The sequence below is a fragment of the Pantoea sp. B566 genome (assembly GCF_024793925.1).
Taxonomy (GTDB): domain Bacteria; phylum Pseudomonadota; class Gammaproteobacteria; order Enterobacterales; family Enterobacteriaceae; genus Pantoea; species Pantoea ananatis.
The window spans coordinates 4,321,859-4,344,255 of record NZ_JANUQL010000003.1 but is presented as its reverse complement, the minus strand read 5'-3'; the positions used below and the strand labels follow the sequence as shown (position 1 = coordinate 4,344,255).

Sequence of the window (22,397 nt, the reverse complement as noted above, 5' to 3'; positions counted from 1 at the left end):
CTTCCTTATCAGATGGGGAGGTTAGTACTTTGCCCGGTGTGCAGACGTACGGCAAAGGTTTTCTATATCCTCTAACAGCAAGGTGGCTGCCTCGGCGTGCAGTTGTGCATCAACCGGCAGATACCACCACGAGGGTTGTGCGAATGCCCGGCACTTAACCGCATCTTTTTCGGTCATCAACAGCATCTGCTCAGGCTGCAGCAGACGTGAAAGTTCTTCTTCGCTGTAAGCATGGTGGTCGGCAAAAGCGATTTCCGCTACAGGCGTTAACCCCTGCTGCTTTAAGGTATTAAAGAAGCGTGGCGGATGACCAATTCCCGCCATAGCAACAACGTTATGAAAGGTGCTGAGCGGGCGTTGTTCGCCGCTCAGCAGATGCGTCGCCTTGCCCGGGCGCAGTTGCATCGCAATTTCACCTGCCTGCGGTTCGCCGCCGTTGACGATAACGGCATCCACCGTTTTGAGACGTGAAGCGCGTTCGCGCATTGGGCCAGCAGGTAACCACCAGCCGTTGCCGAAACGGCGCACGCCATCCACCACGACAATCTCCCGATCGCGCTGCAAGGCGTAATGCTGCAGACCATCGTCAGTCACAATCAGATCCAGCTCGTGATGCTTCAGGAGAAGGTCAATGGCCTCACGGCGGCGCGGCGCAACGGCCACGGGCGCAGCCGTGCGCTGGGCGATCAGAACGGGTTCGTCACCCGCCTGTTCAGTGGCGGTTGCGGCAGTGACCTGCAATGGATAATGGTCTGCTTTACCGCCATAGCCTCGTGAAATCACGCCAACACGCAGGCCGCGTTGTTGCAGGGCCTCTACCAGCCAAATCACCACCGGCGTTTTGCCGTTCCCGCCTGCGGTTAAATTCCCGACCACCACGACAGGCACGGGCGCACGCCAGCTTTTGCGCCAGCCGCGTTGAAAACTGAAGCGGATCAATGCCGTAATCGCCCCGTATAGCACACTAAGTGGCCATAACAGTACCCATAAAGGCGATCGCCCGCTCCAGATGCGCTCAATCATTGGCCAAATTGCATTTTATGAAGTTGGGCATAGGCGCCTTTTTCCGCAAGGAGCACAGCATGCGTGCCGCGCTCGATAATTTTGCCCTCTTCCACGACCACAATTTCATCCGCTTTTTCGATAGTCGACAGGCGGTGTGCAATCACCAGGGAAGTACGGTTTTTCTGCAACTCATCCAGGGCTGACTGAATAGCACGTTCAGATTCCGTATCCAGCGCCGAAGTGGCCTCGTCAAGAATCAGGATAGGACAGTCGCGCAGTAACGCACGCGCAATGGCGATACGTTGACGCTGACCGCCAGACAACAGGACGCCGTTTTCGCCGATAACCGTATCCAGCCCTTTATCCATTTTATTGATAAAATCCATGGCATGAGCCATGGTCGCCGCTTTTTCAATCTCCTCACGGCTGTACTGCTCGCTGCGCGCATAGGCAATGTTATTGGCGACGGTATCATTAAACAGGTGCACATTTTGCGACACCAGCGCGACCTGATTACGCAATGACGATAACGTGTACTCGCGCAAATCGTAGCCATCCAGCAAAATGTTGCCCTGCTGAATATCATAAAAACGGGTCAGCAGGCTTGCCATGGTCGATTTACCCGAGCCTGAACGCCCCACCAGGGCTACCGTTTTGCCTGCCGGCAGCGCCAGATTAATGTCTTTCAAGGCAGGCGTTTCACGGCCCGGATAGGTAAATGTCACATTACGGAACTCGACATCCCCTTTTGCGCGGGTAATTTCACGCTTACCGTTGTCAATTTCCTGCTCGCTGTCCAGAATGGAGAACAGCGTCTGGCAGGCCGCCATACCACGCTGGAACTGAGCATTCACGTTGGTCAGTGACTTCAGCGGGCGCATCAGCGCAATCATGGATGAGAACACCACAGTGATCGTACCGGCGGTCAAGGTATCCATCACGCTGGGGAAACTCGCCGCATAAAGCACAAACGCCAGCGCCAGCGAGGCAATCAGCTGAATAACCGGATCGGAGATCGAGGACGCTGACACCAGCTTCATACCCTGCTGGCGCATACGGTTGCTGACCTTGGCAAAACGCGCCGATTCGATTTCCTGTCCGCCAAAAATCAGCACTTCTTTATGCCCTTTCAGCATCTGCTCGGCACTGGTTGTCACCTGCCCCATGGTGTTTTGCATGGATTTGCTGATGTTGCGGAAACGCTTCGACACCATACGAATGGCAAAGGAAACAATGGGGGCGAGCACGATGAGAATCAGCGACAGCTGCCAGCTGTAATAGAACATCATGATAAACAGGCCGATGATGGACGCGCCTTCGCGCACGACCGTGACCAGTGCGCCTGATGAAGACGATGCAACCTGCTCCGAGTCATAGGTGATACGCGAGAGGAGCGTACCCGTAGACTGCTGATCGAAGAAGGCCACCGGCATGCCCATCATATGACTGAACAGACGCCGGCGCATGTTCATGACCACATTCCCGGATACCCAGGAAATGCAGTAGCTGGAAATATAGCTACTTACGCCGCGAACCAGCATCAAGCCAATAACTGCCAACGGCATCCACAGCATCACGGACCTGTCCGCTTTACCAAAGCCGTCATCCAGCAAAGGCTTCAACAGGGAGAGCATTAACGTATCGCCTGCGGCATTAATAATCAGGGCCGTAGCCGCCACAATTAAGCCAGCTTTGTTGGGTGCGATCATCGGCCAGAGTCGACGGAATGTCTGCCACGTTGAGAGATCTTTATCTTGATGCATTATTTATTCACGTTGTTGGAAATAGCCGGCCATTCTACCTGGATTCGCGTTTGACGCCAAACCACTGATGATACCAACGGGGCATTAATTGTTCTCTGAGGGTAAAAACCTGCATTTTACCTTTACCAACTCTGATGCTTATCTGTCCAGATTGCCCTGTATCGAGCCAGTTATAGCCATATTCGTGGTAATTACGTAATACAGGTTTAGCCGGCATTCGCCATGCATTATAGCGCGCCAGAGAGGCAATCGCGGTGTGTCCGGCCACGCTACGAAGCAGTAATCGGGAGGATGACGTGCGGCTGCCATGATGGGGAACCTGCAAAATATCGGCTTTTAGCTGCTGCTTCTCCAGCCTGACCAACTGCTGCTCAGCCAGTTTTTCCAGATCGCCGGTCAGCAACAGCCGGACATTTCCGTCATCAACGCTCACCACGCAGGAGTCGTTATTTTCACCTTTATTGGGTGAACTGAGTGGCCAGAGCACGCTGAAATTTAGCTGCTTCCAACGCCATGTCGCTCCCCGAACGCAGGCCAAATGGTGCGTTCCCTCCAGGCTGCTGCGCACCTTTATCCCAGGCCAGCGTTGCAGAATGGCAGCGAGCCCGCCGGTATGATCGAGATGTCTGTGGCTCAGGATAACCTCCTGCAATACCAGACCTTTATGTTGTAACCAGGGCGTAATCACGCGTGTTCCTGCATCACTGTGTTGCCAGCGTGGCCCCGTATCGTACAACACGGCCTCACGGCCCTGACTGATGACCACGCTCAAGCCATGCCCGACATCCAGCATATCAATGCGCCATTCCCTTTCCGGTTTATAGTGGCGGGAAAACACCATGGCCAGTGCGATAGCGCTGCAGCTCCACGGCAGGCTGAACAGTGCACCAGTGCGCCAGACCAGCAAGCCGCCCCACACTATGAGCATAAAAAAGGCTGCCCCCTGCAATGGCCACCAGCCCGGCGGCAACAGTGCCAGGCTGGTTAACAGAAAACGAAGAGAGCCATCTGCCGCCAGCCAAAACCAGGTGGAGAGTGCCGGCACCGGTAGCAGCATCGCAACCAGTATTAACGGCACCGTGACAAATGACACCACCGGGATGGCCAGCAGATTGGCTATCAGCGCCGTTATACTAATGCCGTTGAACAAGCCCGCCTGTAACGGCAGCATCAAAATCATCATCCCCAACTGCAGGTGGAGAAGCTGTATCGGTAACCAGCGGCGTGCGTGCCGAAAGCGCGCCGCCAGTGGGAACCAGTGATACCAGGTCAACAGCATGCCCACCGCCAACACAGAAAGCCAGAAGCTGTCAGAGAGTACCGTAAGCGGATCGACGGCAAGCAGTAAACCCACACACAGCGTCCAGACTTGCCAGCTACTCAACTGTACGCCAACGAAACGTGTTACAGCCCAGAGTGTCAGTGCCAGTAATGCCCGCTGCGCAGGTGCATGCGCCCCGGAAAGCCAGGTATACAGCGCGGCAAAAAGCCAGCCCATAATGACAGGATACAGATAGCTGACAGTGCGGGCCGGAAACAGAATCTGGCTTCCTCGTGCCAGTAACCACCCTGTCCCTGCTGCCAAAGCAATGTGCATGCCTGAAATTGCCATAAGGTGCGCGGTACCGGTATCCCTTAACAGCTGTCGGATCGCCTCGCTGAGGTTGTCCCGGATGCCAAAGGCTAACGCTTCAAGCGTGGCTGAGGCAGGCAAGTGGCCGTTTTGCTGACGATGGTGAGTGATAAATCGCCAGCGCACGCTGCAGGAGGCGTGCGTGATGGTCTGGGAAACAATACGGCCCTGCACGGGTGCATGATTCGCCATGGCGAAGCGCTGCGCATCAAACGCCCCTTCGTTGAGCCTGGCATGCACCGCTCTCAGCCTGAGCATCATCTTTCCACGCTGGCCGGGGCAATACTCACTGGCGTTATCCGGCAACGAAAGCCACGCAAAGCGCGGCGGGAAGAGAATGTGATCGTCCACTTTTAGCAATCTGACTCTGATGCGCGAATGCGCCTGATGGACGTCCTCAATTTGCACATCAAACTTCCCCGGGGCAGCAATCATCATTTCGGTGTCTTTTACCAGTGATTGTGCATTAAAAAGCCCCCAGGCCGTGAACAGGAGCGCCACGCCGGCGATGCGGATCCTGCGATGAGACAAGGCAAGCAGGCAGACACCACTCAACAGCAGCACCACTATGGTGAAAGGGGAAGGAAGCCCGGGTAACACCAGTAAGGGTAACGTCGTGATCGCGGCGATTCTTGCCAGTAAAATCCATGTCAACATAATGCATCCCGCTCCTGTCGTGCCACAAGTATGCCGCACGACTTCTCAGGATAAAGCGCATTCGTTGTTCACCAGGTGAAGGATCGCAGTAAAAATCGGCCGTTGCAGCGAAGAGACATTTTTCTGGAAGAGAGATCCATCGCAGGTGACAGGCAAAAAAAAACGACATCCGGAGATGTCGTTTAGGCGGTTCGGTATCGGCTTAGCCGTAAATGTTTGCACGGTCACGCAGTTCTTTGCCCGGCTTGAAGTGGGGAACGTATTTACCTTCCAGATCCACTTTGTCACCCGTTTTCGGGTTACGACCGGTGCGCGGAGCGCGATAATGCAACGAAAAGCTGCCGAATCCCCGGATTTCAATGCGTTCGCCCTGTGCCAGCGTCGTGGCCATGTGCTCCAGCATTTCTTTGACTGCATCCTCAACGACTTTCGCCGGTATATGAGTATGCTGTCCCGCCAGCCTTTCAATCAGTTCTGACTTGGTCATGTAACCTCCGGTTAATCCCTACAGGAATGTATGACAGCTTTTACCGAAACCGGGCGAATAAATCCGCCCGGTGCAAGGTCGATTACTCGCCTTTAGCCGCTTTGAACGCTTCAGCCATAGCGCTAGAGAAGTTGCCTTCTTCCTGTTTGGTGTTAACAGTATTGATGGCTTCTTTCTCGTCAGCCTGGTCTTTCGCACGAACAGACAGGCTAACAACGCGGTTTTTACGGTCAACGCCGGTGAATTTAGCTTCAACGTCGTCGCCTACGTTCAGAACCAGCGTAGCGTCTTCGATGCGGTCCAGTGAAGCTTCAGAAGCGCGCAGGTAACCTTCAACGCCGTCTGCTAATTCAACTGTAGCACCTTTAGCATCAACTGCAGTCACTTTACCGGTGACGATGGCACCTTTCTTGTTCAAAGTGATGTAGTTGTTGAACGGATCTTCTGCCAGCTGTTTAACGCCCAGAGAGATACGCTCGCGCTCTGCATCAACCTGCAGTACAACGGCAGCGATTTCGTCGCCTTTTTTGTACTCACGAACGGCTTCTTCGCCAGTCGCGTTCCAGGAGATGTCAGACAGGTGAACCAGACCGTCGATGCCGCCGTCCAGGCCGATGAAGATACCGAAGTCAGTGATTGACTTGATTTTACCTTCAACGCGATCGCCTTTATTGTGAGTCTCGGCGAACTGCTGCCATGGGTTAGATTTACACTGCTTCAGACCCAGGGAGATACGACGACGCTCTTCATCGATGTCCAGAACCATTACTTCAACCACATCGCCTACGTTGACAACTTTAGACGGATGGATGTTTTTGTTGGTCCAGTCCATTTCTGAAACGTGTACCAGACCTTCAACGCCTTCTTCGATTTCTACGAAGCAGCCGTAATCAGTCAGGTTGGTCACACGACCAGTCAGCTTGGTGCCTTCTGGATAGCGCTTAGCGATAGCCACCCATGGATCTTCGCCCAGCTGCTTCAGACCCAGAGATACACGGGTACGCTCGCGGTCGAATTTCAGGACTTTAACGTTGATTTCATCGCCAACATTCACGATCTCGCTTGGATGCTTAACGCGCTTCCAGGCCATATCAGTGATGTGCAGCAGGCCGTCAACGCCGCCCAGATCAACGAACGCACCGTAGTCAGTCAGGTTCTTAACGATACCTTTGACTTCCATGCCTTCCTGCAGGTTTTCCAGCAGCTGATCGCGCTCTGCACTGTTCTCAGATTCGATAACCGCACGACGTGAAACCACGACGTTGTTGCGTTTCTGATCCAGCTTGATCACTTTGAATTCAAGCTCTTTGCCTTCCAGGTGCAGCGTGTCACGCACTGGACGCACATCTACCAGTGAACCTGGCAGGAACGCACGGATACCGTTCAGCTCAACTGTGAAGCCACCTTTGACTTTGCCGTTGATAATACCGGTAACAGTTTCAGCTTCTTCGTAAGCTTTTTCCAGCGTGATCCAAGCTTCATGACGCTTAGCTTTCTCACGGGACAGCAGAGTTTCACCGAAGCCGTCTTCCACTGCGTCCAGAGCAACGTCAACTTCGTCACCAACCTGGATTTCCAGTTCGCCGGCTGCGTTTTTGAACTGCTCTGCAGGAATTGCAGATTCAGATTTCAGGCCCGCATCAACCAGAACAACGTCTTTGTCGATAGAGACAACGACGCCACGAACGATGGAACCCGGGCGGGTTTCGATTTCTTTCAGGGATTCTTCAAATAGTTGAGCAAAAGATTCAGTCATATTGATAATCTTAGGATTCTTCAATTTAACGTCCATCTGACTTCATGTCGGATGGGGTTGTTTCACATGCCCTGCACCGGATCCCTGGCACAGGGTTAATACAATTCGTTTAAACCAAAATGTTAAATGCCCAGCGTTTTGCGGGCATAATCTAGCGCTTTATCAATAACTTGCTCGATAGACATCTGTGTTGAATCCAACACTAACGCATCTTCAGCAGGCACTAATGGCGCTATAGCGCGGTTACGATCGCGGTCGTCGCGCTCTTTTATCTCGGCTAAAAGGCGATCAAAGTTAACATTAAAGCCCTTGTCCTGCAACTGTAGCATACGTCGTTCTGCACGGACTTCCGGGCTGGCATCAAGGAAAATCTTCACAGGCGCGTCGGGGAAAACAACGGTTCCCATATCACGCCCATCGGCAATCAAGCCGGGAGCCTCGCGAAAGGCGCGCTGGCGGCGTAACAGGGCTTCACGCACGCGAGGAAATGCCGCAACGCGCGACGCGGTATTGCTCACTTCCTGGGTGCGAATTTCGCTGGTGACTTCTTCGCCTTCAAGGATGACCTGCATCTCACCGTTCTGTGAGATGAAGCGCACATCAAGGTGAGCGGCAATCGGCACCAGTCCTTCTTCAGATTCGATATCAACCTGGTGATGTAATGCAGCTAACGCCAGAACACGGTAAATCGCGCCAGAGTCCAGTAAATGCCACTGCAATGCTTCCGCCATCGCTTTGCACAGGGTGCCCTTTCCCGCACCACTTGGCCCATCAATAGTTATGACCGGGGCAGTTGCTGTCATTATTCCCTCCTGTTGCTGCGCGCATTTTGGCCAGTTGGCCATCACAAATGTCGGGCATTATACGCTGCCCTGCGACACGGCGTTACCCTTAAGAGAGAAGGTTAGGCGAAATTTCGTCTGAAAAAGGGCTTTTTGACGCGAGAAATGAGACAGGGAAAACGGCCCGGTGAAATACTCACCGGGCACAGGACTCAGGCGTTATGGCTAATTTTTGCCAGTTGCTCAAAATAGTCAGGGAAGGTTTTAGCAGTACAGCCCGGGTCAAGAATTGTTACGGGCGTATCTGATAACGCCACCAGCGAAAAACACATAGCCATACGATGGTCGTTATAGGTTCCGATGTCAGCATGCATCAGCTTAGCCGGCGGGGTAACACGGATAAAGTCGTGCCCTTCTTCGACTTCAGCCCCGACTTTACGGAGTTCTGTTGCCATCGCCGTCAGGCGGTCGGTTTCTTTAACCCGCCAGTTGTAGATATTGCGCAGTTGGGTCGTGCCTTCAGCAAACAGCGCGGCAGTGGCAATTGTCATCGCGGCATCGGGAATATGGTTCATATCCATATCAATAGCCTGCAGCTTGCCCGCCGTACAGGCAATGAAATCGTCACCCCACTCGATGGTGGCACCCATTTTTTCCAGCACGTCGGCAAAACGAATATCGCCTTGTACGCTATGACAACCGATACCGGTCACGCGCACAGTGCCGCCTTTAATCGCGGCCGCCGCCAGGAAATAGGACGCAGAAGACGCATCGCCCTCCACCAGATACTCCCCCGGTGACTGATACTGCTGTTTTCCCTGGATCAGGAAATGCTGGTAGTGCTGATTTTCAACCTCCACGCCAAAACAGCGCATCAGGTGCAGGGTAATGTCGATGTAGGGTTTCGAGACCAGATCGCCTTTAATCGTGATTCGCGTGTCTTCCTGAGCTAACGGCGCCGTCATCAGCAACGCGGTCAAAAACTGACTGGATACGCTACCGTCAACGGTGACCTCTCCGCCCGTAAAGCCGCCACGCAGACGAACAGGTGGATAATCCGTATTCTCAAGGTAATCGATTTGGGCGCCGCCCTGACGTAGCGCGTCAACCAGATGCCCTATCGGCCGCTCTTTCATCCGCGGTTCGCCCGTCAGCACCACATCCTGCTCGCCAAGGCACAGCGCCGCAGCCAGCGGACGCATAGCCGTACCAGCATTGCCCAGGAAGAGTTCAACGGGTTGTGACGCCTGAAGCGGTCCGCCCTTTCCGGTAACGTCGCAAACGGTACGATCGCTGGAAAGCGTGAAATCGACGCCCAGAGCCTTAAGCGCATTAAGCATGTGCTTAACATCATCACTGTCCAGCAGATTAGTGAGTCGGGTTTTGCCGTTCGCCAATGCGGCCAGCAGCAGCGCGCGGTTTGAAACACTCTTGGAGCCGGGCAAATTAACCGTGCCATTTACGCGAGCAATGGGCTGAAGGGTCAGGGAATCTTGCATGTGAAACTCTATCCTCAAAAAAACGACAACTCCGCCGTATGGCGGAGTCAGGTGTCAGCAATCCCACTGACTGGGGAATAATCAGCCGTGGCGGCGTTCGAAATCGATCATGAAGTCTGTGAGGGCTTTAACACCTTCCAGCGGCATCGCATTGTAGATGGATGCACGCATGCCGCCAACAACGCGATGGCCTTTCAAGGCATGCAAACCTGCTTTAAATGACTCTTCCAGGAACAGGCTGTCGAGTGACGCATCCGCCAGTTGGAAAGGAATATTCATTCGCGAACGGTTCAGCAGAGCAACATCGTTACGGTAGAAATCACTCTTATCGATGAGGTCGTAAAGCAAGCCCGCTTTTGCCTGATTAATTTTTTCAATTTCACCGACGCCGCCTTTCTGCTTCAGCCACTTGAATACCAGACCGCTCAGGTACCAGGCGAACGTTGGCGGCGTGTTGAACATGGAGTCGTTTTCCGCCAGAACACTGTAATCCAGAATGGAAGGCACACTTTGATGCGCTTTACCTAACAGATCGTCCCGGACGATGACCAGCGTAATGCCCGCCGGACCAATATTTTTCTGCGCGCCGGCATAAATCACGCCATAGCGGCTGACATCAATAGAGCGGGATAAAATCGTGGAAGAGAGATCGGCAACGACGACCTTGTCGCCAAAATCAGGTTCTTCATCAATGGCAACGCCGTCAATGGTTTCATTCGGGCAGAAGTGCAAATAGGCTGCCGCATCGCTGACGTCCCACTCACGCATAGGCAGAATGGCGCGTTTTCCCTCAAGGGTCGTTTTGACATCCAGCGTGCGGGGCGAACAATATTTTGCCGCTTCTTTAATGGCGCTGTGCGCCCAGTAGCCGCCGTCGGCATAATCCGCACTGGTGGCGCTGCCCAGCAGGTTACCCGGTACCGCAGCAAACTGCGCACGTGCGCCGCCGTGGCAGAATAAAACTTTGTAATTAGAGGGGATTTTTAGCAGATCACGGAAGTCCGCTTCCGCTTCCTCGGCCACCTGAATAAACTCTTTACTGCGGTGACTGATCTCCATTACTGAAGTCCCCAGACCATGCCAGTTTGTCAATTCTTGTTCTGCACGGCGGAGCACTTCGCTCGGCAGCATCGCTGGCCCAGAGCTAAAATTATAAATTTGCGTCATTTCCCTCACCACTGTCATATCGAACGGTTATGAATAACGATTCGGTTTTATCACTGCATTCTGGTGGCTGCAATCATAAATCTAACACCGGTCACATTTTTTCAGCACGGCGCACCGGAGGTTATGTTACCAATGCAAGCCAACACAAAATATTGTGAGGGACGTTCCTTTCACTCGCTGCCGGTATTGGCAGACAAACCCTGACATGAGAAAACGTCCAGTAAAATTGCAGCGACTTGATAGCGAACAGGCGGTAAAAAACGTATCATTGCGCGCTTTAGGCACCCTATTCACAGAGAGAGCGGCACCATGACGCAAACTTTTATCCCGGGCAAAGATGCCGCCCTGGAAGACTCCATTACGCGTTTCCAGACCAAACTGCAGGATCTGGGCTTCAATATAGAAGAAGCTTCCTGGCTTAATCCCGTTCCACACGTCTGGTCTGTGCATATTCGCGACCGCGACTGTCCACTCTGCTTTACCAATGGCAAAGGTGCCAGCAAGAAAGCCGCCCTGGCTTCCGCATTGGGTGAATATTTTGAGCGCCTGTCCACGAACTACTTTTTTGCCGATTTCTGGCTGGGTAACCGCATCGCTCAAGGCGATTTTGTTCATTACCCCAATGAAAAATGGTTTGCGCTTCCGGAAGATGACAGCCTGCCAGAGGGGATCCTGGACTCACGCCTGCGTGCCTTTTACGATCCTGAAAATGCGGTGGCCGCATCAGACCTGATCGATCTCCAGTCGGGTAACAGCGAGCGCGGTATTTGCGCCCTGCCTTTTACCCGCCAGTCCGATCAGCAAACCGTCTATATCCCGATGAACATCATTGGCAACCTTTACGTATCGAACGGCATGTCGGCCGGCAATACGGCCAATGAAGCGCGGGTGCAGGGATTATCAGAGGTCTTTGAGCGCTACATTAAGAACCGTATCATTGCCGAATCGATCAGCCTCCCAGCCATCCCTGAGTCAGTGATGGCGCGCTACCCTTCCGTGGTCGAGGCCATTGCGCGCCTGGAAGCTGAAGGCTTCCCAATCTTTGCGTATGACGCGTCGCTGGGCGGTAAATATCCGGTTATCTGTGTGGTCCTGTTTAACCCTGCCAATGGCACCTGTTTCGCGTCCTTCGGTGCGCATCCGGACTTTGGCGTTGCGCTGGAGCGCACCGTTACTGAACTGCTCCAGGGCCGCAGCCTCAAGGATTTGGACGTCTTTACCCCACCCACCTTTGATGATGAAGAAGTGGCAGAGCACGCCAATCTGGAAACCCACTTTATTGATTCAAGCGGCCTGATTTCCTGGGATATGTTTAAAGAAACGGCCGATTATCCGTTTGTTGACTGGACGTTTGCTGGCACTACCGAGCAAGAGTTCAGCACGCTGATGGCCATTTTTGCTGCCGAAGATCAGGAAGTTTATATCGCGGACTACGAGCACTTAGGCGTTTATGCCTGCCGCATTATTGTGCCGGGCATGTCCGATATCTATCCGGCCGAAGACCTGCTGCTGGCAAATAACAGCATGGGCGCAGGCATTCGTGACACGCTGCTTGCCCTGCCCGGCAGCAACTGGAATCCAGAAGAGTACCTTGATCTCATTTCGCAGTTGGATGAAGAAGGTTTTGATGACTTCACCCGCGTCCGTGAGTTGCTTGGCCTGGCAACGGGTAAAGATAATGGCTGGTATACCTTACGCATCGGGGAGCTTAAAGCCATGCTTGCGCTGGCCGGCGGCGATCTGGATCAGGCATTGATCTGGACAGAATGGACCATGGAATTCAACGGCTCCGTGTTCAGCCCAGCGCGGGCAAATTATTATCGTTGCCTGCAAACTCTGCTACTTCTGGCCATGGAAGACGAGCGTAATCCACTGGAATATCACGCCGCCTTTGTCCGTATGTATGGCGCAGAGGCGGTAGAAGCGGCATCCGCAGCCATCAGTGGTGAAGCAGCCTTCAACGGTCTTCAGTCGGTAGACAGCGACCTGACCGCTTTCCCTGCTCATCAGGCGCTACTGGCGGCTTATGAAAAATTGCAGCGTGCCAAACGCCGCTACTGGGAAAATGCCTAAGCTGGCGTTGAACATTCACGCGGGTTAGCCTGACAATCATGCCTGAGGCACTGAACCTGTTCAGTGCCTTTTTATTGATCCTTATGTATTCCTGCCATTAATAGATTAATGTCATTATTTTTCTGCTAAATAGCGACACCAACAACCTATCTTATTAACAAATCTACAACATTTCAGCCTTGATTACGCCCTCTCGTTAAACAAAACCTGTATTATTTAAAATAAATTTATTCATTATTTTTCATGACGTTAGTTCCAAAAACCACCTTTCTTGTTAAACCTTTACCGTTGTTGCTCTGCTGGACATGATCTATATCAACTTTAATCACAGGTGCATTTGTTATTATTTTTTTCAGACAACTTTTGGAGTGAGTTAGTGTGAAAGCTGACAATCCTTTTAATCTGTTATTACCCGCCGCGATGGCAAAAGTGGCTGAAGACGCTGGCGTCTACAAAGCCACCAAGCATCCGCTGACGACAACCTTTCTCGCGTTTACCGCAGGCATGTTTATCTCCATCGCTTTCGTGTTTTACATCACAGCCACCACCGGCAGCGGTGAAATGGCTTACGGCATGGCTAAGCTCGTCGGGGGGATATGTTTCTCACTCGGGTTGATACTCGTTGTGGTATGTGGTGCCGACCTGTTTACCTCCACCGTGCTGATCGTCGTTGCGAAAGCGAGTGGCCGCATCACCTGGGGACAACTGGCACGTAACTGGATCAACGTTTATGTTGGTAATCTGGTCGGTGCGCTGTTTTTTGTCGCGCTGATGTGGTTTTCCGGTGAGCATACGGTGGCCAACGGCGCATGGGGTTTAAACGTGTTGCAGACTGCCGACCATAAAATGCATCACACGTTTGTTGAAGCGGTCTCTCTGGGTATTCTGGCTAATTTGATGGTCTGTCTGGCGGTCTGGATGAGCTATTCAGGACGGACCTTAATGGATAAAAGCCTGATTATGATTTTGCCGGTGGCGATGTTTGTTGCCTGTGGTTTTGAACACAGTATCGCAAATATGTTTTTAATTCCTTTCGCCATCGTCATTCGCGATTTTTCTGGCCCGGAATTTTGGCATGCTGCGGGCGCGACGGCAGCACAGTTTCCGGCCCTTTCTGTGAAAAACTTTATTTTCGACAATCTGATTCCAGTCACGCTCGGCAACATTATCGGCGGTGGAGTGCTGGTCGGATTGACCTACTGGGTAATTTACTTACGCGGTGGACACGAAGCGCACTAATCCAGCCTCGAGGGTTCATCCCAACCGGATCGACCCAAGAGCAAAAGTCTCCTTAAATAAGGCAGGTATAATATGACCGAACTTAACGCAAAACTGGCCTCAGCCTGGCAGGGTTTTACTGAAGGCGAATGGCAGAACAGCGTCAACGTACGCGACTTCATCCAGAAAAACTATACGCCGTATGAAGGCGATGAATCTTTCCTCGCTGGCGCCACCGAAGCCACCACTAAACTGTGGGAAAGCGTGCTGGAAGGCATTAAAGTTGAAAACCGTACCCACGCACCCGTCGATTTTGATACCGATCTTGCTTCTACCATCACCTCGCACGATGCCGGCTATATCAATAAATCACTGGAAAAAGTTGTTGGCCTGCAAACGGAAGCGCCGCTGAAACGCGCCATTATTCCTTTTGGCGGCATTAAGATGGTCGAGGGTTCATGTAAAGTTTACGGGCGCGAACTCGATGCTTCACTGAAAAAAATCTTCACCGACTATCGTAAAACGCACAATCAGGGCGTGTTTGATGTTTATACCCCTGACATTTTACGCTGCCGTAAATCAGGTATATTAACCGGCCTGCCTGATGCCTATGGTCGTGGACGCATCATTGGTGACTACCGTCGTATCGCCTTATACGGCATTGACTACCTGATGGCCGATAAGTTTGCTCAGTTTGCGTCTCTGCAAAGCGATCTGGAAAATGGCGTCAACCTGGAAGCCACCATTCGTCTACGCGAAGAAATTGCTGACCAGCATCGGGCGCTTGGACAAATCAAAGAGATGGCAGCCAAATATGGTCACGATATCTCAGGTCCGGCGACCAATGCAGTCGAAGCCGTTCAGTGGACCTATTACGGCTATCTTGCCGCAGTAAAATCACAGAACGGTGCAGCCATGTCCTTTGGCCGTGTTTCAACCTTCCTGGACGTGTTCATTGAGCGCGATCTCAACGCCGGTAAGCTGAACGAAGCGCAGGCGCAGGAACTGATTGACCACCTGGTGATGAAACTGCGCATGGTCCGCTTCCTGCGCACGCCTGAGTACGATGAACTGTTCTCTGGCGACCCCATCTGGGCAACGGAATCGCTGGCCGGTATGGGCGTTGATGGACGTACGCTGGTGAGTAAAACCACCTTCCGTTTCCTCAATACACTGTACACCATGGGCCCTTCACCTGAGCCTAATATGACCATTCTGTGGTCTGAGAAGCTGCCGGTTAACTTTAAAAAGTATGCGGCGAAAGTGTCTATTGATACGTCATCATTGCAGTATGAAAACGACGACCTGATGCGTCCCGATTTCGACAACGATGACTATGCAATTGCCTGCTGCGTCAGCCCAATGATCGTCGGTAAGCAAATGCAGTTCTTCGGTGCCCGCGCCAACCTGGCGAAAACCCTGCTCTACGCAATCAATGGCGGCGTGGACGAAAAACTGAAAATGCAGGTCGGACCAAAAGAAGCCAAGATTACCGATGAGGTGCTTGATTTTGACGTGGTAATGGCGCGTCTGGATCACTTTATGGACTGGCTGGCGAAACAGTACGTCACTGCACTGAACATCATCCACTTCATGCACGATAAATACAGCTATGAAGCCGCGCTGATGGCACTGCACGATCGTGACGTTTACCGCACCATGGCATGCGGTATTGCCGGACTCTCTGTCGCGGCCGACTCGCTGTCTGCCATCAAATACGCGAAGGTGAAACCGGTGCGTGATGAAGATGGCCTGGCCATCGATTTCGACATCGAAGGAGAGTATCCGCAGTTCGGGAATAACGATCCCCGCGTTGACGATCTGGCCTGCGACCTTGTTGAACGCTTTATGAAAAAGATTCAGCAACTCGAAACCTATCGCAACGCTGTACCGACCCAGTCTGTGCTGACCATTACCTCTAACGTGGTTTACGGCAAGAAAACCGGTAATACGCCAGACGGTCGCCGTGCAGGCGCGCCTTTTGGTCCGGGCGCTAACCCGATGCACGGTCGCGATCAGAAAGGTGCCGTGGCCTCGCTGACCTCGGTGGCGAAACTGCCCTTTGCTTACGCAAAAGACGGTATCTCCTACACTTTCTCTATCGTTCCTAATGCGTTAGGCAAAGATGACAACGTGCGTAAAACCAATCTGGCAGGCTTGATGGACGGTTACTTCCATCATGAGACCAGTATTGAAGGCGGTCAGCATCTTAATGTGAACGTAATGAACCGGGAGATGTTAATGGACGCGATGGATAATCCTGAAAAATATCCTCAGTTAACCATTCGCGTCTCCGGCTACGCCGTTCGCTTTAATTCGCTGACAAAAGAGCAGCAGCAGGACGTGATCACCCGTACCTTTACACAATCGCTGTAAGCGCTGTCGCCATCAGCCCTTTCTGAGGCTCCTTCATGGAGCCTCATATTCAAAGTCTGCTTTGGTCGTTGTCTGAGATACGGATAACCACCAAAATTGATTTCCTGTTCAGAGCACACCAGAGAGTGTGCCACCTGCTCCGCAGGCTTACCTGGAGAAACATCGCAATGTCAGCCATAGGTCGCATCCACTCATTCGAATCGTGCGGAACCGTAGACGGTCCCGGCATCCGGTTTATTACCTTTTTCCAGGGTTGCCTGATGCGTTGCCTTTACTGCCACAACCGCGATACCTGGGATACGCACGCCGGTAAAGAAATCACCGTTGAGGCGCTGATGGCGGACGTTCTGTCCTACCGTCACTTTATGAATGCCTCTGGCGGTGGCGTCACCGCATCGGGTGGCGAAGCCATTCTTCAGGCTGAGTTTGTGCGTGACTGGTTTCGTGCCTGCAAGGCAGAAGGCATACATACCTGTCTGGATACCAATGGTTTTGTTCGCCGCTACGATCCGGTCATTGATGAGTTACTGGACGCAACAGATTTAGTGATGCTGGACCTTAAACAGATGAATGACGAGGTTCACCAGATTCTGGTTGGCGTATCTAACCATCGCACGCTTGATTTCGCTCGCTACCTACAGAAAAAAGGCAAACGGACATGGATCCGTTTTGTCGTCGTGCCTGGCTACTCAGATGACGACGATACCGTTCATCGCCTGGGAGCGTTTACCCAGGATATGGCGAACGTTGAAAAGATCGAGCTTCTGCCTTATCACGAACTGGGTAAACATAAGTGGATCGCGATGGGCGAAGAGTACAAGCTTGATGGCGTGAAACCGCCCACTAAAGAGACGATGGAGCGGGTAAAAAACATTCTTCTCCGCTACGGACATGAAGTCATGTATTGAAAACGGGGCGGAGATCACTACCGCCCCGCAGGAACCTTTCAGGAAGGCGCACTGACCACCATGCAACAACGAGGCACAGTGCTGCCCTCTGCAGAAGGCATTCAGGCATGCGCCACGGGCGTGGCATGATGATCGGCTTTACGCAACAGCATCACCAGGTAAACCAGCGCCACTGCCGCAATCATAACGAACAGTAAACGGTCTGAGTAACTCTGCATCAGCATTGCTGTCATGCTCGGCCCCGCCAGACTGCCCAGCGTATAGCTCAGTAACAGCGCCTGATTCATGGCCACCAGTTCGTGATGCGCCACGGTTTCGCAGGCCCACGACATCGCCACAGGGTAAAGCGTAAAACCCGCCAGCCCCAGAACAAACAAGGCAGGTGCCATCGCGGCATTGGTTAGCATCGCAATCGCGCCCAAGATTACCACAAATACCTGCACACGCAACACCATCATGCGGCCAAAGCGATCGGCAAGGCGCCCAATCGGCCACTGCCCGACAATACCTGAACTAACGAGTAACGCCATCCAGTAACCTACGTTTGCATCGCTCATGCCCTGATGGGAAAGATAGAGCGGCATCAAGCCATATAACGAACCTAAAACAATCCCGGAGATGATGCAGCCGTTGATGCCCAGGCGCGAACTGCGGCGGCGTAGCATGGGTAAGATACGGCCACCCGGCAAGGCTTCAGCCGGATCACGGCTGGCAGCAACCTGTGTGAAGATCAGCGGTAAAATGGCACAAATCACCGTCGCGGTTACCCAGGGGATCACACTTAACAGCTCTGTGGAAAGTTTGCTCACCAGTAGCTGCCCGGCAACCGTTCCCAGATAATAGACAATCATATAGGCAGCCAGGAGCTGCCCACGGTTACGCACCGTGCCGCTGCACAATAAAGCGCTTTCAACCACGACCCAGACTAAGGCGCAGCCGACACCCGCGCTAAAACGCAACAGCGTCCATGACCAGAAGCCTGCCAGCACCATCATACACAGGGTTGCCACCGCAAACAGGCCGGTTGCCAGATAATAACTACGGTTAAATCCATACTGTTTAATCAGCCAGCCCGCCAGCAACGTGCCAAGCAGATTGCCGGTGTAATACGACGAACTCACCACGCCCACCTGCCAGGTAGCCAGAGCATCATGCGTCAGCCAGAGAGGCACTAACGTATTCAGCACAGCAATTGAAACTGTCATTAACAGCAGGCCGCAAAGCAGCAGTATCACAGGACGTGACCAGGTCGACATAGGGAATTAAAACCAAAAGAAATGAAGGAAATTGCGCGCAGTTTGCCACTGCGTTTTTTAAAGTCAACGGGGCCAAACGCACCGCAGCACATTTTGCTGCCCGACAATTTAATTTATTTATCTTCAGTAAGTTAGCGGCATATTTTACGTCAGGGAAAATAAAGCTATCTTACTGATAATGTAGATTTTTACGCTTTCGGCATCGGGATATATCGATAACGTTTATTTGTGATAAATTCTGATACCGTCCTTTGGCATCGATCCGTCTTGCGGACCAAAAAAAACCCAGCAGCCGCTGGGTTTTTCAGAGAAGAACGGGCGATTAACCAATAAATTCCAGGCCCTTCATATAAGGACGTAACACTTCAGGCACGGCGATGCGGCCATCCTGCTGCTGGTAGTTTTCCAGCACCGCCACCAGCGTGCGTCCCACAGCCAGACCGGAACCATTTAATGTATGGACCAGACGCGGCTTTTTATCCTGCTTACCGCGGGTCCTTGCCTGCATACGGCGAGCCTGGAAATCACCCATGTTTGAACAAGAGGAGATTTCACGGTACGTATTCTGCGCCGGTAACCACACTTCTAAATCGTAGGTTTTGGTCGCACCAAAGCCCATATCGCCGGTGCACAACAGCACTTTACGATAAGGCAGATTCAGCAGCTGTAAGACTTTTTCGGCGTGGCCGACCAGCTCTTCCAGGGCATCCATTGAGGTTTCAGGCGCCACTATCTGTACCATCTCGACTTTATCGAACTGGTGCATACGGATAAGCCCGCGCGTGTCACGGCCATAGGAACCTGCTTCAGAGCGGAAGCATGGCGTGTGAGCCGTCAGCTTAAGCGGCAGGTTTTCTTCCTCGACGATTTCATCGCGTACCAGATTGGTCAGCGGCACTTCGGCAGTAGGAATCAACGCATAGTGGCTGCTTTCTGACTCTTCTTCCAGCGGCCGGGTGTGAAACAGATCTTCACCAAACTTTGGCAACTGTCCTGTTCCGTACAGGGTCGCATGGTTGACCAGATAAGGCACATAGGTTTCCAGATAGCCATGCTGCTCGGTATGCAAGTCAATCATAAACTGGCTGAGCGCCCGGTGCAGGCGGGCAATCTGGCCCTGCATCACGACAAAGCGTGAACCGGTGAGTTTGACCGCCGCAGCAAAATCCAGGCCTTTCGCGGCTTCGCCCAGCTCAACATGATCTTTCACCTGAAAATCAAACTGACGCGGCTCACCCCAGCGGCTGATTTCCAGGTTCTCGGTATCGTCTTTACCCAGCGGTACAACGTCTGCAGGCAGATTCGGCAGCGCCAGGCTGAAGTCACGAATCTGATTTTGCAGTTCATCCAGTTCTGCTTTGGCAGCATCCAGGCGTTCGCCCAGGCTGTTCACTTCCTGACGCAGTGGCTCGATGTCTTCCCCACGTGCTTTGGCCTGACCGATGGATTTGGATCGGGAGTTACGCTCGGCCTGCAGATTTTCAGTTTCTACCTGCAAGACTTTGCGACGCTCTTCGAGCGAACGCAGCATTTCCACATCCAGTTTGAATCCTCGGCGTGCCAGTTTTTCTGCGACTGCGTCTGGCTCATTACGCAGCAGATTGGGATCGAGCATGCTTATCCTGTGTATTTATGAGTTGAAAGAAGGGACGCATTCCAGCTGGAATGCGTTGAAAACATTGACCACATTACCGCAACGTCTGTTTTAGCGGTAGCGTTTTGTCTGGCTATTTTGATCGAGTTCAGTAAGCCAGGCCAGCTTTTCGCCAATTTTGCCTTCAAGACCGCGTTGGGTGGGATGATAGTAACGTGTTTGTGCCATTTCCGGAGGGAAATAGACCTCACCCGCCGCATAGGCGTTGGCTTCATCATGGGCATAGCGATAGCTTTCACCCAGGCCCATTTCTTTCATCAGCTTAGTGGGGGCATTGCGCAGATGATCGGGAACATCAAAATCAGGGTGGTCGCGCGCATCGCGCATCGCCGCTTTAAAGGCGGTATAAACGGCATTACTTTTTGGCGCACAGGCGAGATACACGATGGCCTGAGCAATCGCCCGCTCCCCTTCTGCCGGACCCACGCGGGTGAAACAGTCCCACGCCGATATCGCCACCTGCATGCCGCGCGGATCGGCATTGCCCACGTCTTCAGAGGCAATGGCCAACAGACGACGCGCGACATACAGCGGATCGCCCCCTGCGGTAATAATACGCGCGTACCAGTAGAGTGCAGCATCGGGTGCTGAGCCGCGAACAGACTTATGTAACGCAGAAATAAGGTCGTAAAAGCGGTCACCCTTGTTATCAAACCGGGCAGATCGCTCCCCGGCAACTTCAGTCAACAGCTGTGGCGTCAGTTCTCTTTTGCCTTGCGCGTTGGTTTCGGCCATATCGGCCATCATTTCCAGCGTGTTAAGCGCACGGCGCGCATCGCCGCTCACCAGCTCAGCGATCATGCGGCGCGTATTATTCGGTAACAGGATATCGCTGTTGCCATAGCCGCGATCGGCATCTTGCATGGCCTGGTCAAGCACCTGCTCAATGTCTTCTGTGGTCAGGGATTTCAGTAGATAAACGCGGGCGCGTGACAGCAGTGCGGAATTAAGCTCGAAACTGGGATTTTCAGTGGTGGCGCCAATGAAGGTAATGGTGCCGTCTTCAATATGCGGCAGGAAGGCATCCTGCTGACTTTTATTGAAACGGTGCACCTCATCCACGAAAAGGATGGTGCGACGGCCAGCTTGCTTGCTCAAGCGCGCACGCTCTATCGCTTCACGAATTTCTTTGACGCCGGAGGTGACGGCAGAGATGCGTTCAACGTCCGCGTTACCGTAGTGCGCGATAATCTCGGCCAGTGTGGTTTTGCCTGTTCCCGGCGGCCCCCAGAGAATCATGGAATGCAAATGGCCAGCCTCAATGGCGCGCGGCAGCGGTTTCCCCGCAGCCAGCAGGTGCTGCTGACCAATATAGTGCTTCAGGGTTTCTGGCCGCATACGCGCGGCCAGAGGTTTAAAATCTTCGCTGGAGAAATCCAGAGACAGGTTGCCCACTACCACCTCACTGACGTTGATCATCCACCGTGACGCCTTTCGGCGGGGTGAAAGTGAATTTATCCGGACTGATAGGGCCGTTTTTCTGGCTCTTCAGCTGGTAGTTACTGCGCTGTCCATCCTGCTCTACGGCGCTGAACTGATTAATCGTGCCATCTGGCGTTACGTCGATAGCGAACTGCTTGAGGTTGCCGTCGCTTTTCTTCGGCGTCAGTTCAAATTTATCGCCCTGCTGCTTAACGTTGTATTGCTGCCAGTCGCTGGACTGATTGCGGGCAATTAACATAAACGGCGTATTGCTGGTAGCATTCTTTAACAGACTTACCGTAGCCTGCTCTACAAACGGGTTGTAGAACCATAACGATTTTCCGTCAGAGACAATGACGCTCTCGTCAGGCGCGGTCATGTGCCAGTTAAACAGGCTTGGGCGCTTGACCCACAGTTCACCTTCTCCATCCTGCACGTTAGCACCGCTGCCATCGGTCACCTTTTGCGTAAAGCTGGCGTGGAAGCTGTTTACTTTATTCAAACGCTGTTGCAGGTCACTTGATGCATCAGCGAAAGCGCTGGCTGAACCCAAAGCGGCCAACAGGCCTAAGGCAATTACGCGTAATTTCATCTGCTTAAATCCTTATTAAATCGTTTCCCGTTGATAACGCTACTAAGCCTGGTCGCTGTCCTGCGTTTAATACAGGAGAAAAAACCGAAAGCCTAATCAACTATGGGGGTAAACGGCTAAAAAACAATGAGCCAGCAAGAACTGGCTCA

16 protein-coding genes are annotated in these 22,397 nt (G+C 52.8%); 4 read left to right on the top strand and 12 right to left on the bottom strand.

Annotated features, from left to right (window positions below):
* Positions 1 to 21: 21 nt before the first annotated feature.
* The 8 genes from lpxK to serC form a co-directional block, all read right to left on the bottom strand.
* A complete protein-coding gene (lpxK, locus tag NYE92_RS21895) occupies positions 22 to 1,023 on the bottom strand; it encodes a tetraacyldisaccharide 4'-kinase (RefSeq protein ID WP_028714989.1) in 1,002 nt (333 codons plus the stop codon).
* Positions 1,020 to 2,768: a lipid A ABC transporter ATP-binding protein/permease MsbA gene (gene msbA / locus NYE92_RS21890; RefSeq protein WP_013025243.1), complete on the bottom strand. Its 1,749-nt coding sequence runs from the start codon at positions 2,766 to 2,768 to the stop codon at positions 1,020 to 1,022. The genes lpxK and msbA overlap by 4 nt, the downstream gene beginning before the upstream one ends.
* 34 nt (positions 2,769 to 2,802) lie before the next feature.
* Positions 2,803 to 5,058: a DNA internalization-related competence protein ComEC/Rec2 gene (locus tag NYE92_RS21885; RefSeq protein WP_259019429.1), complete on the bottom strand. Its 2,256-nt coding sequence runs from the start codon at positions 5,056 to 5,058 to the stop codon at positions 2,803 to 2,805.
* Between the two features lie 202 nt (positions 5,059 to 5,260).
* Positions 5,261 to 5,545 carry an integration host factor subunit beta gene (ihfB, locus tag NYE92_RS21880; protein WP_003849360.1) on the bottom strand — a complete coding sequence of 95 codons (285 nt, stop codon included), beginning with the start codon at positions 5,543 to 5,545 and terminating at the stop codon, positions 5,261 to 5,263.
* Positions 5,546 to 5,627: 82 nt separating this feature from the next.
* Positions 5,628 to 7,301, bottom strand: a complete 1,674-nt coding sequence (gene rpsA, locus NYE92_RS21875; RefSeq protein ID WP_026021040.1) for a 30S ribosomal protein S1 — start codon at positions 7,299 to 7,301, stop codon at positions 5,628 to 5,630.
* Between the two features lie 122 nt (positions 7,302 to 7,423).
* Positions 7,424 to 8,104: a (d)CMP kinase gene (gene cmk, locus NYE92_RS21870; protein ID WP_014606194.1), complete on the bottom strand. Its 681-nt coding sequence runs from the start codon at positions 8,102 to 8,104 to the stop codon at positions 7,424 to 7,426.
* A 191-nt stretch (positions 8,105 to 8,295) separates the two neighbouring features.
* Positions 8,296 to 9,582 carry a 3-phosphoshikimate 1-carboxyvinyltransferase gene (aroA, locus tag NYE92_RS21865; RefSeq protein ID WP_064373468.1) on the bottom strand — a complete coding sequence of 429 codons (1,287 nt, stop codon included), beginning with the start codon at positions 9,580 to 9,582 and terminating at the stop codon, positions 8,296 to 8,298.
* An 81-nt stretch (positions 9,583 to 9,663) separates the two neighbouring features.
* Positions 9,664 to 10,749 carry a 3-phosphoserine/phosphohydroxythreonine transaminase gene (gene serC / locus NYE92_RS21860; protein WP_015700652.1) on the bottom strand — a complete coding sequence of 362 codons (1,086 nt, stop codon included), beginning with the start codon at positions 10,747 to 10,749 and terminating at the stop codon, positions 9,664 to 9,666.
* A 309-nt stretch (positions 10,750 to 11,058) separates the two neighbouring features.
* Between serC and ycaO the strand changes: the two genes are divergently transcribed.
* The 4 genes from ycaO (at position 11,059) to pflA (ending at position 17,324) form a co-directional block, all read left to right on the top strand.
* Entirely contained in the window at positions 11,059 to 12,822 is a 1,764-nt protein-coding gene (gene ycaO, locus NYE92_RS21855) for a 30S ribosomal protein S12 methylthiotransferase accessory factor YcaO (RefSeq protein WP_013025236.1), read from the top strand.
* Positions 12,823 to 13,200: 378 nt separating this feature from the next.
* Positions 13,201 to 14,061 (top strand): formate transporter FocA, encoded by an 861-nt coding sequence (gene focA, locus NYE92_RS21850; RefSeq protein ID WP_013025235.1) that lies wholly within the window; start codon positions 13,201 to 13,203, stop codon positions 14,059 to 14,061.
* A 72-nt stretch (positions 14,062 to 14,133) separates the two neighbouring features.
* Positions 14,134 to 16,416, top strand: a complete 2,283-nt coding sequence (pflB, locus tag NYE92_RS21845; protein ID WP_013025234.1) for a formate C-acetyltransferase — start codon at positions 14,134 to 14,136, stop codon at positions 16,414 to 16,416.
* Positions 16,417 to 16,583: 167 nt separating this feature from the next.
* Entirely contained in the window at positions 16,584 to 17,324 is a 741-nt protein-coding gene (gene pflA, locus NYE92_RS21840) for a pyruvate formate lyase 1-activating protein (protein WP_014606197.1), read from the top strand.
* 101 nt (positions 17,325 to 17,425) lie between these two features.
* Here pflA and NYE92_RS21835 read toward each other — a convergent pair whose 3' ends face one another.
* The 4 genes from NYE92_RS21835 to lolA all read right to left on the bottom strand — a co-directional run bounded on the left by NYE92_RS21835 (position 17,426) and on the right by lolA (position 22,248).
* Complete coding sequence (locus tag NYE92_RS21835; RefSeq protein ID WP_013025232.1) at positions 17,426 to 18,580, bottom strand: MFS transporter; 1,155 nt, start codon at positions 18,578 to 18,580, stop codon at positions 17,426 to 17,428.
* Between the two features lie 322 nt (positions 18,581 to 18,902).
* Positions 18,903 to 20,195, bottom strand: coding sequence for a serine--tRNA ligase (serS, locus tag NYE92_RS21830; RefSeq protein ID WP_015700658.1), 1,293 nt, complete (start codon positions 20,193 to 20,195; stop codon positions 18,903 to 18,905).
* Between the two features lie 90 nt (positions 20,196 to 20,285).
* On the bottom strand, positions 20,286 to 21,629 hold the full coding sequence (locus NYE92_RS21825) for a replication-associated recombination protein A (protein WP_026021039.1): 1,344 nt from the start codon (positions 21,627 to 21,629) through the stop codon (positions 20,286 to 20,288).
* Positions 21,630 to 21,636: 7 nt separating this feature from the next.
* On the bottom strand, positions 21,637 to 22,248 hold the full coding sequence (gene lolA, locus NYE92_RS21820) for an outer membrane lipoprotein chaperone LolA (RefSeq protein ID WP_259019428.1): 612 nt from the start codon (positions 22,246 to 22,248) through the stop codon (positions 21,637 to 21,639).
* Positions 22,249 to 22,397: the final 149 nt, after the last annotated feature.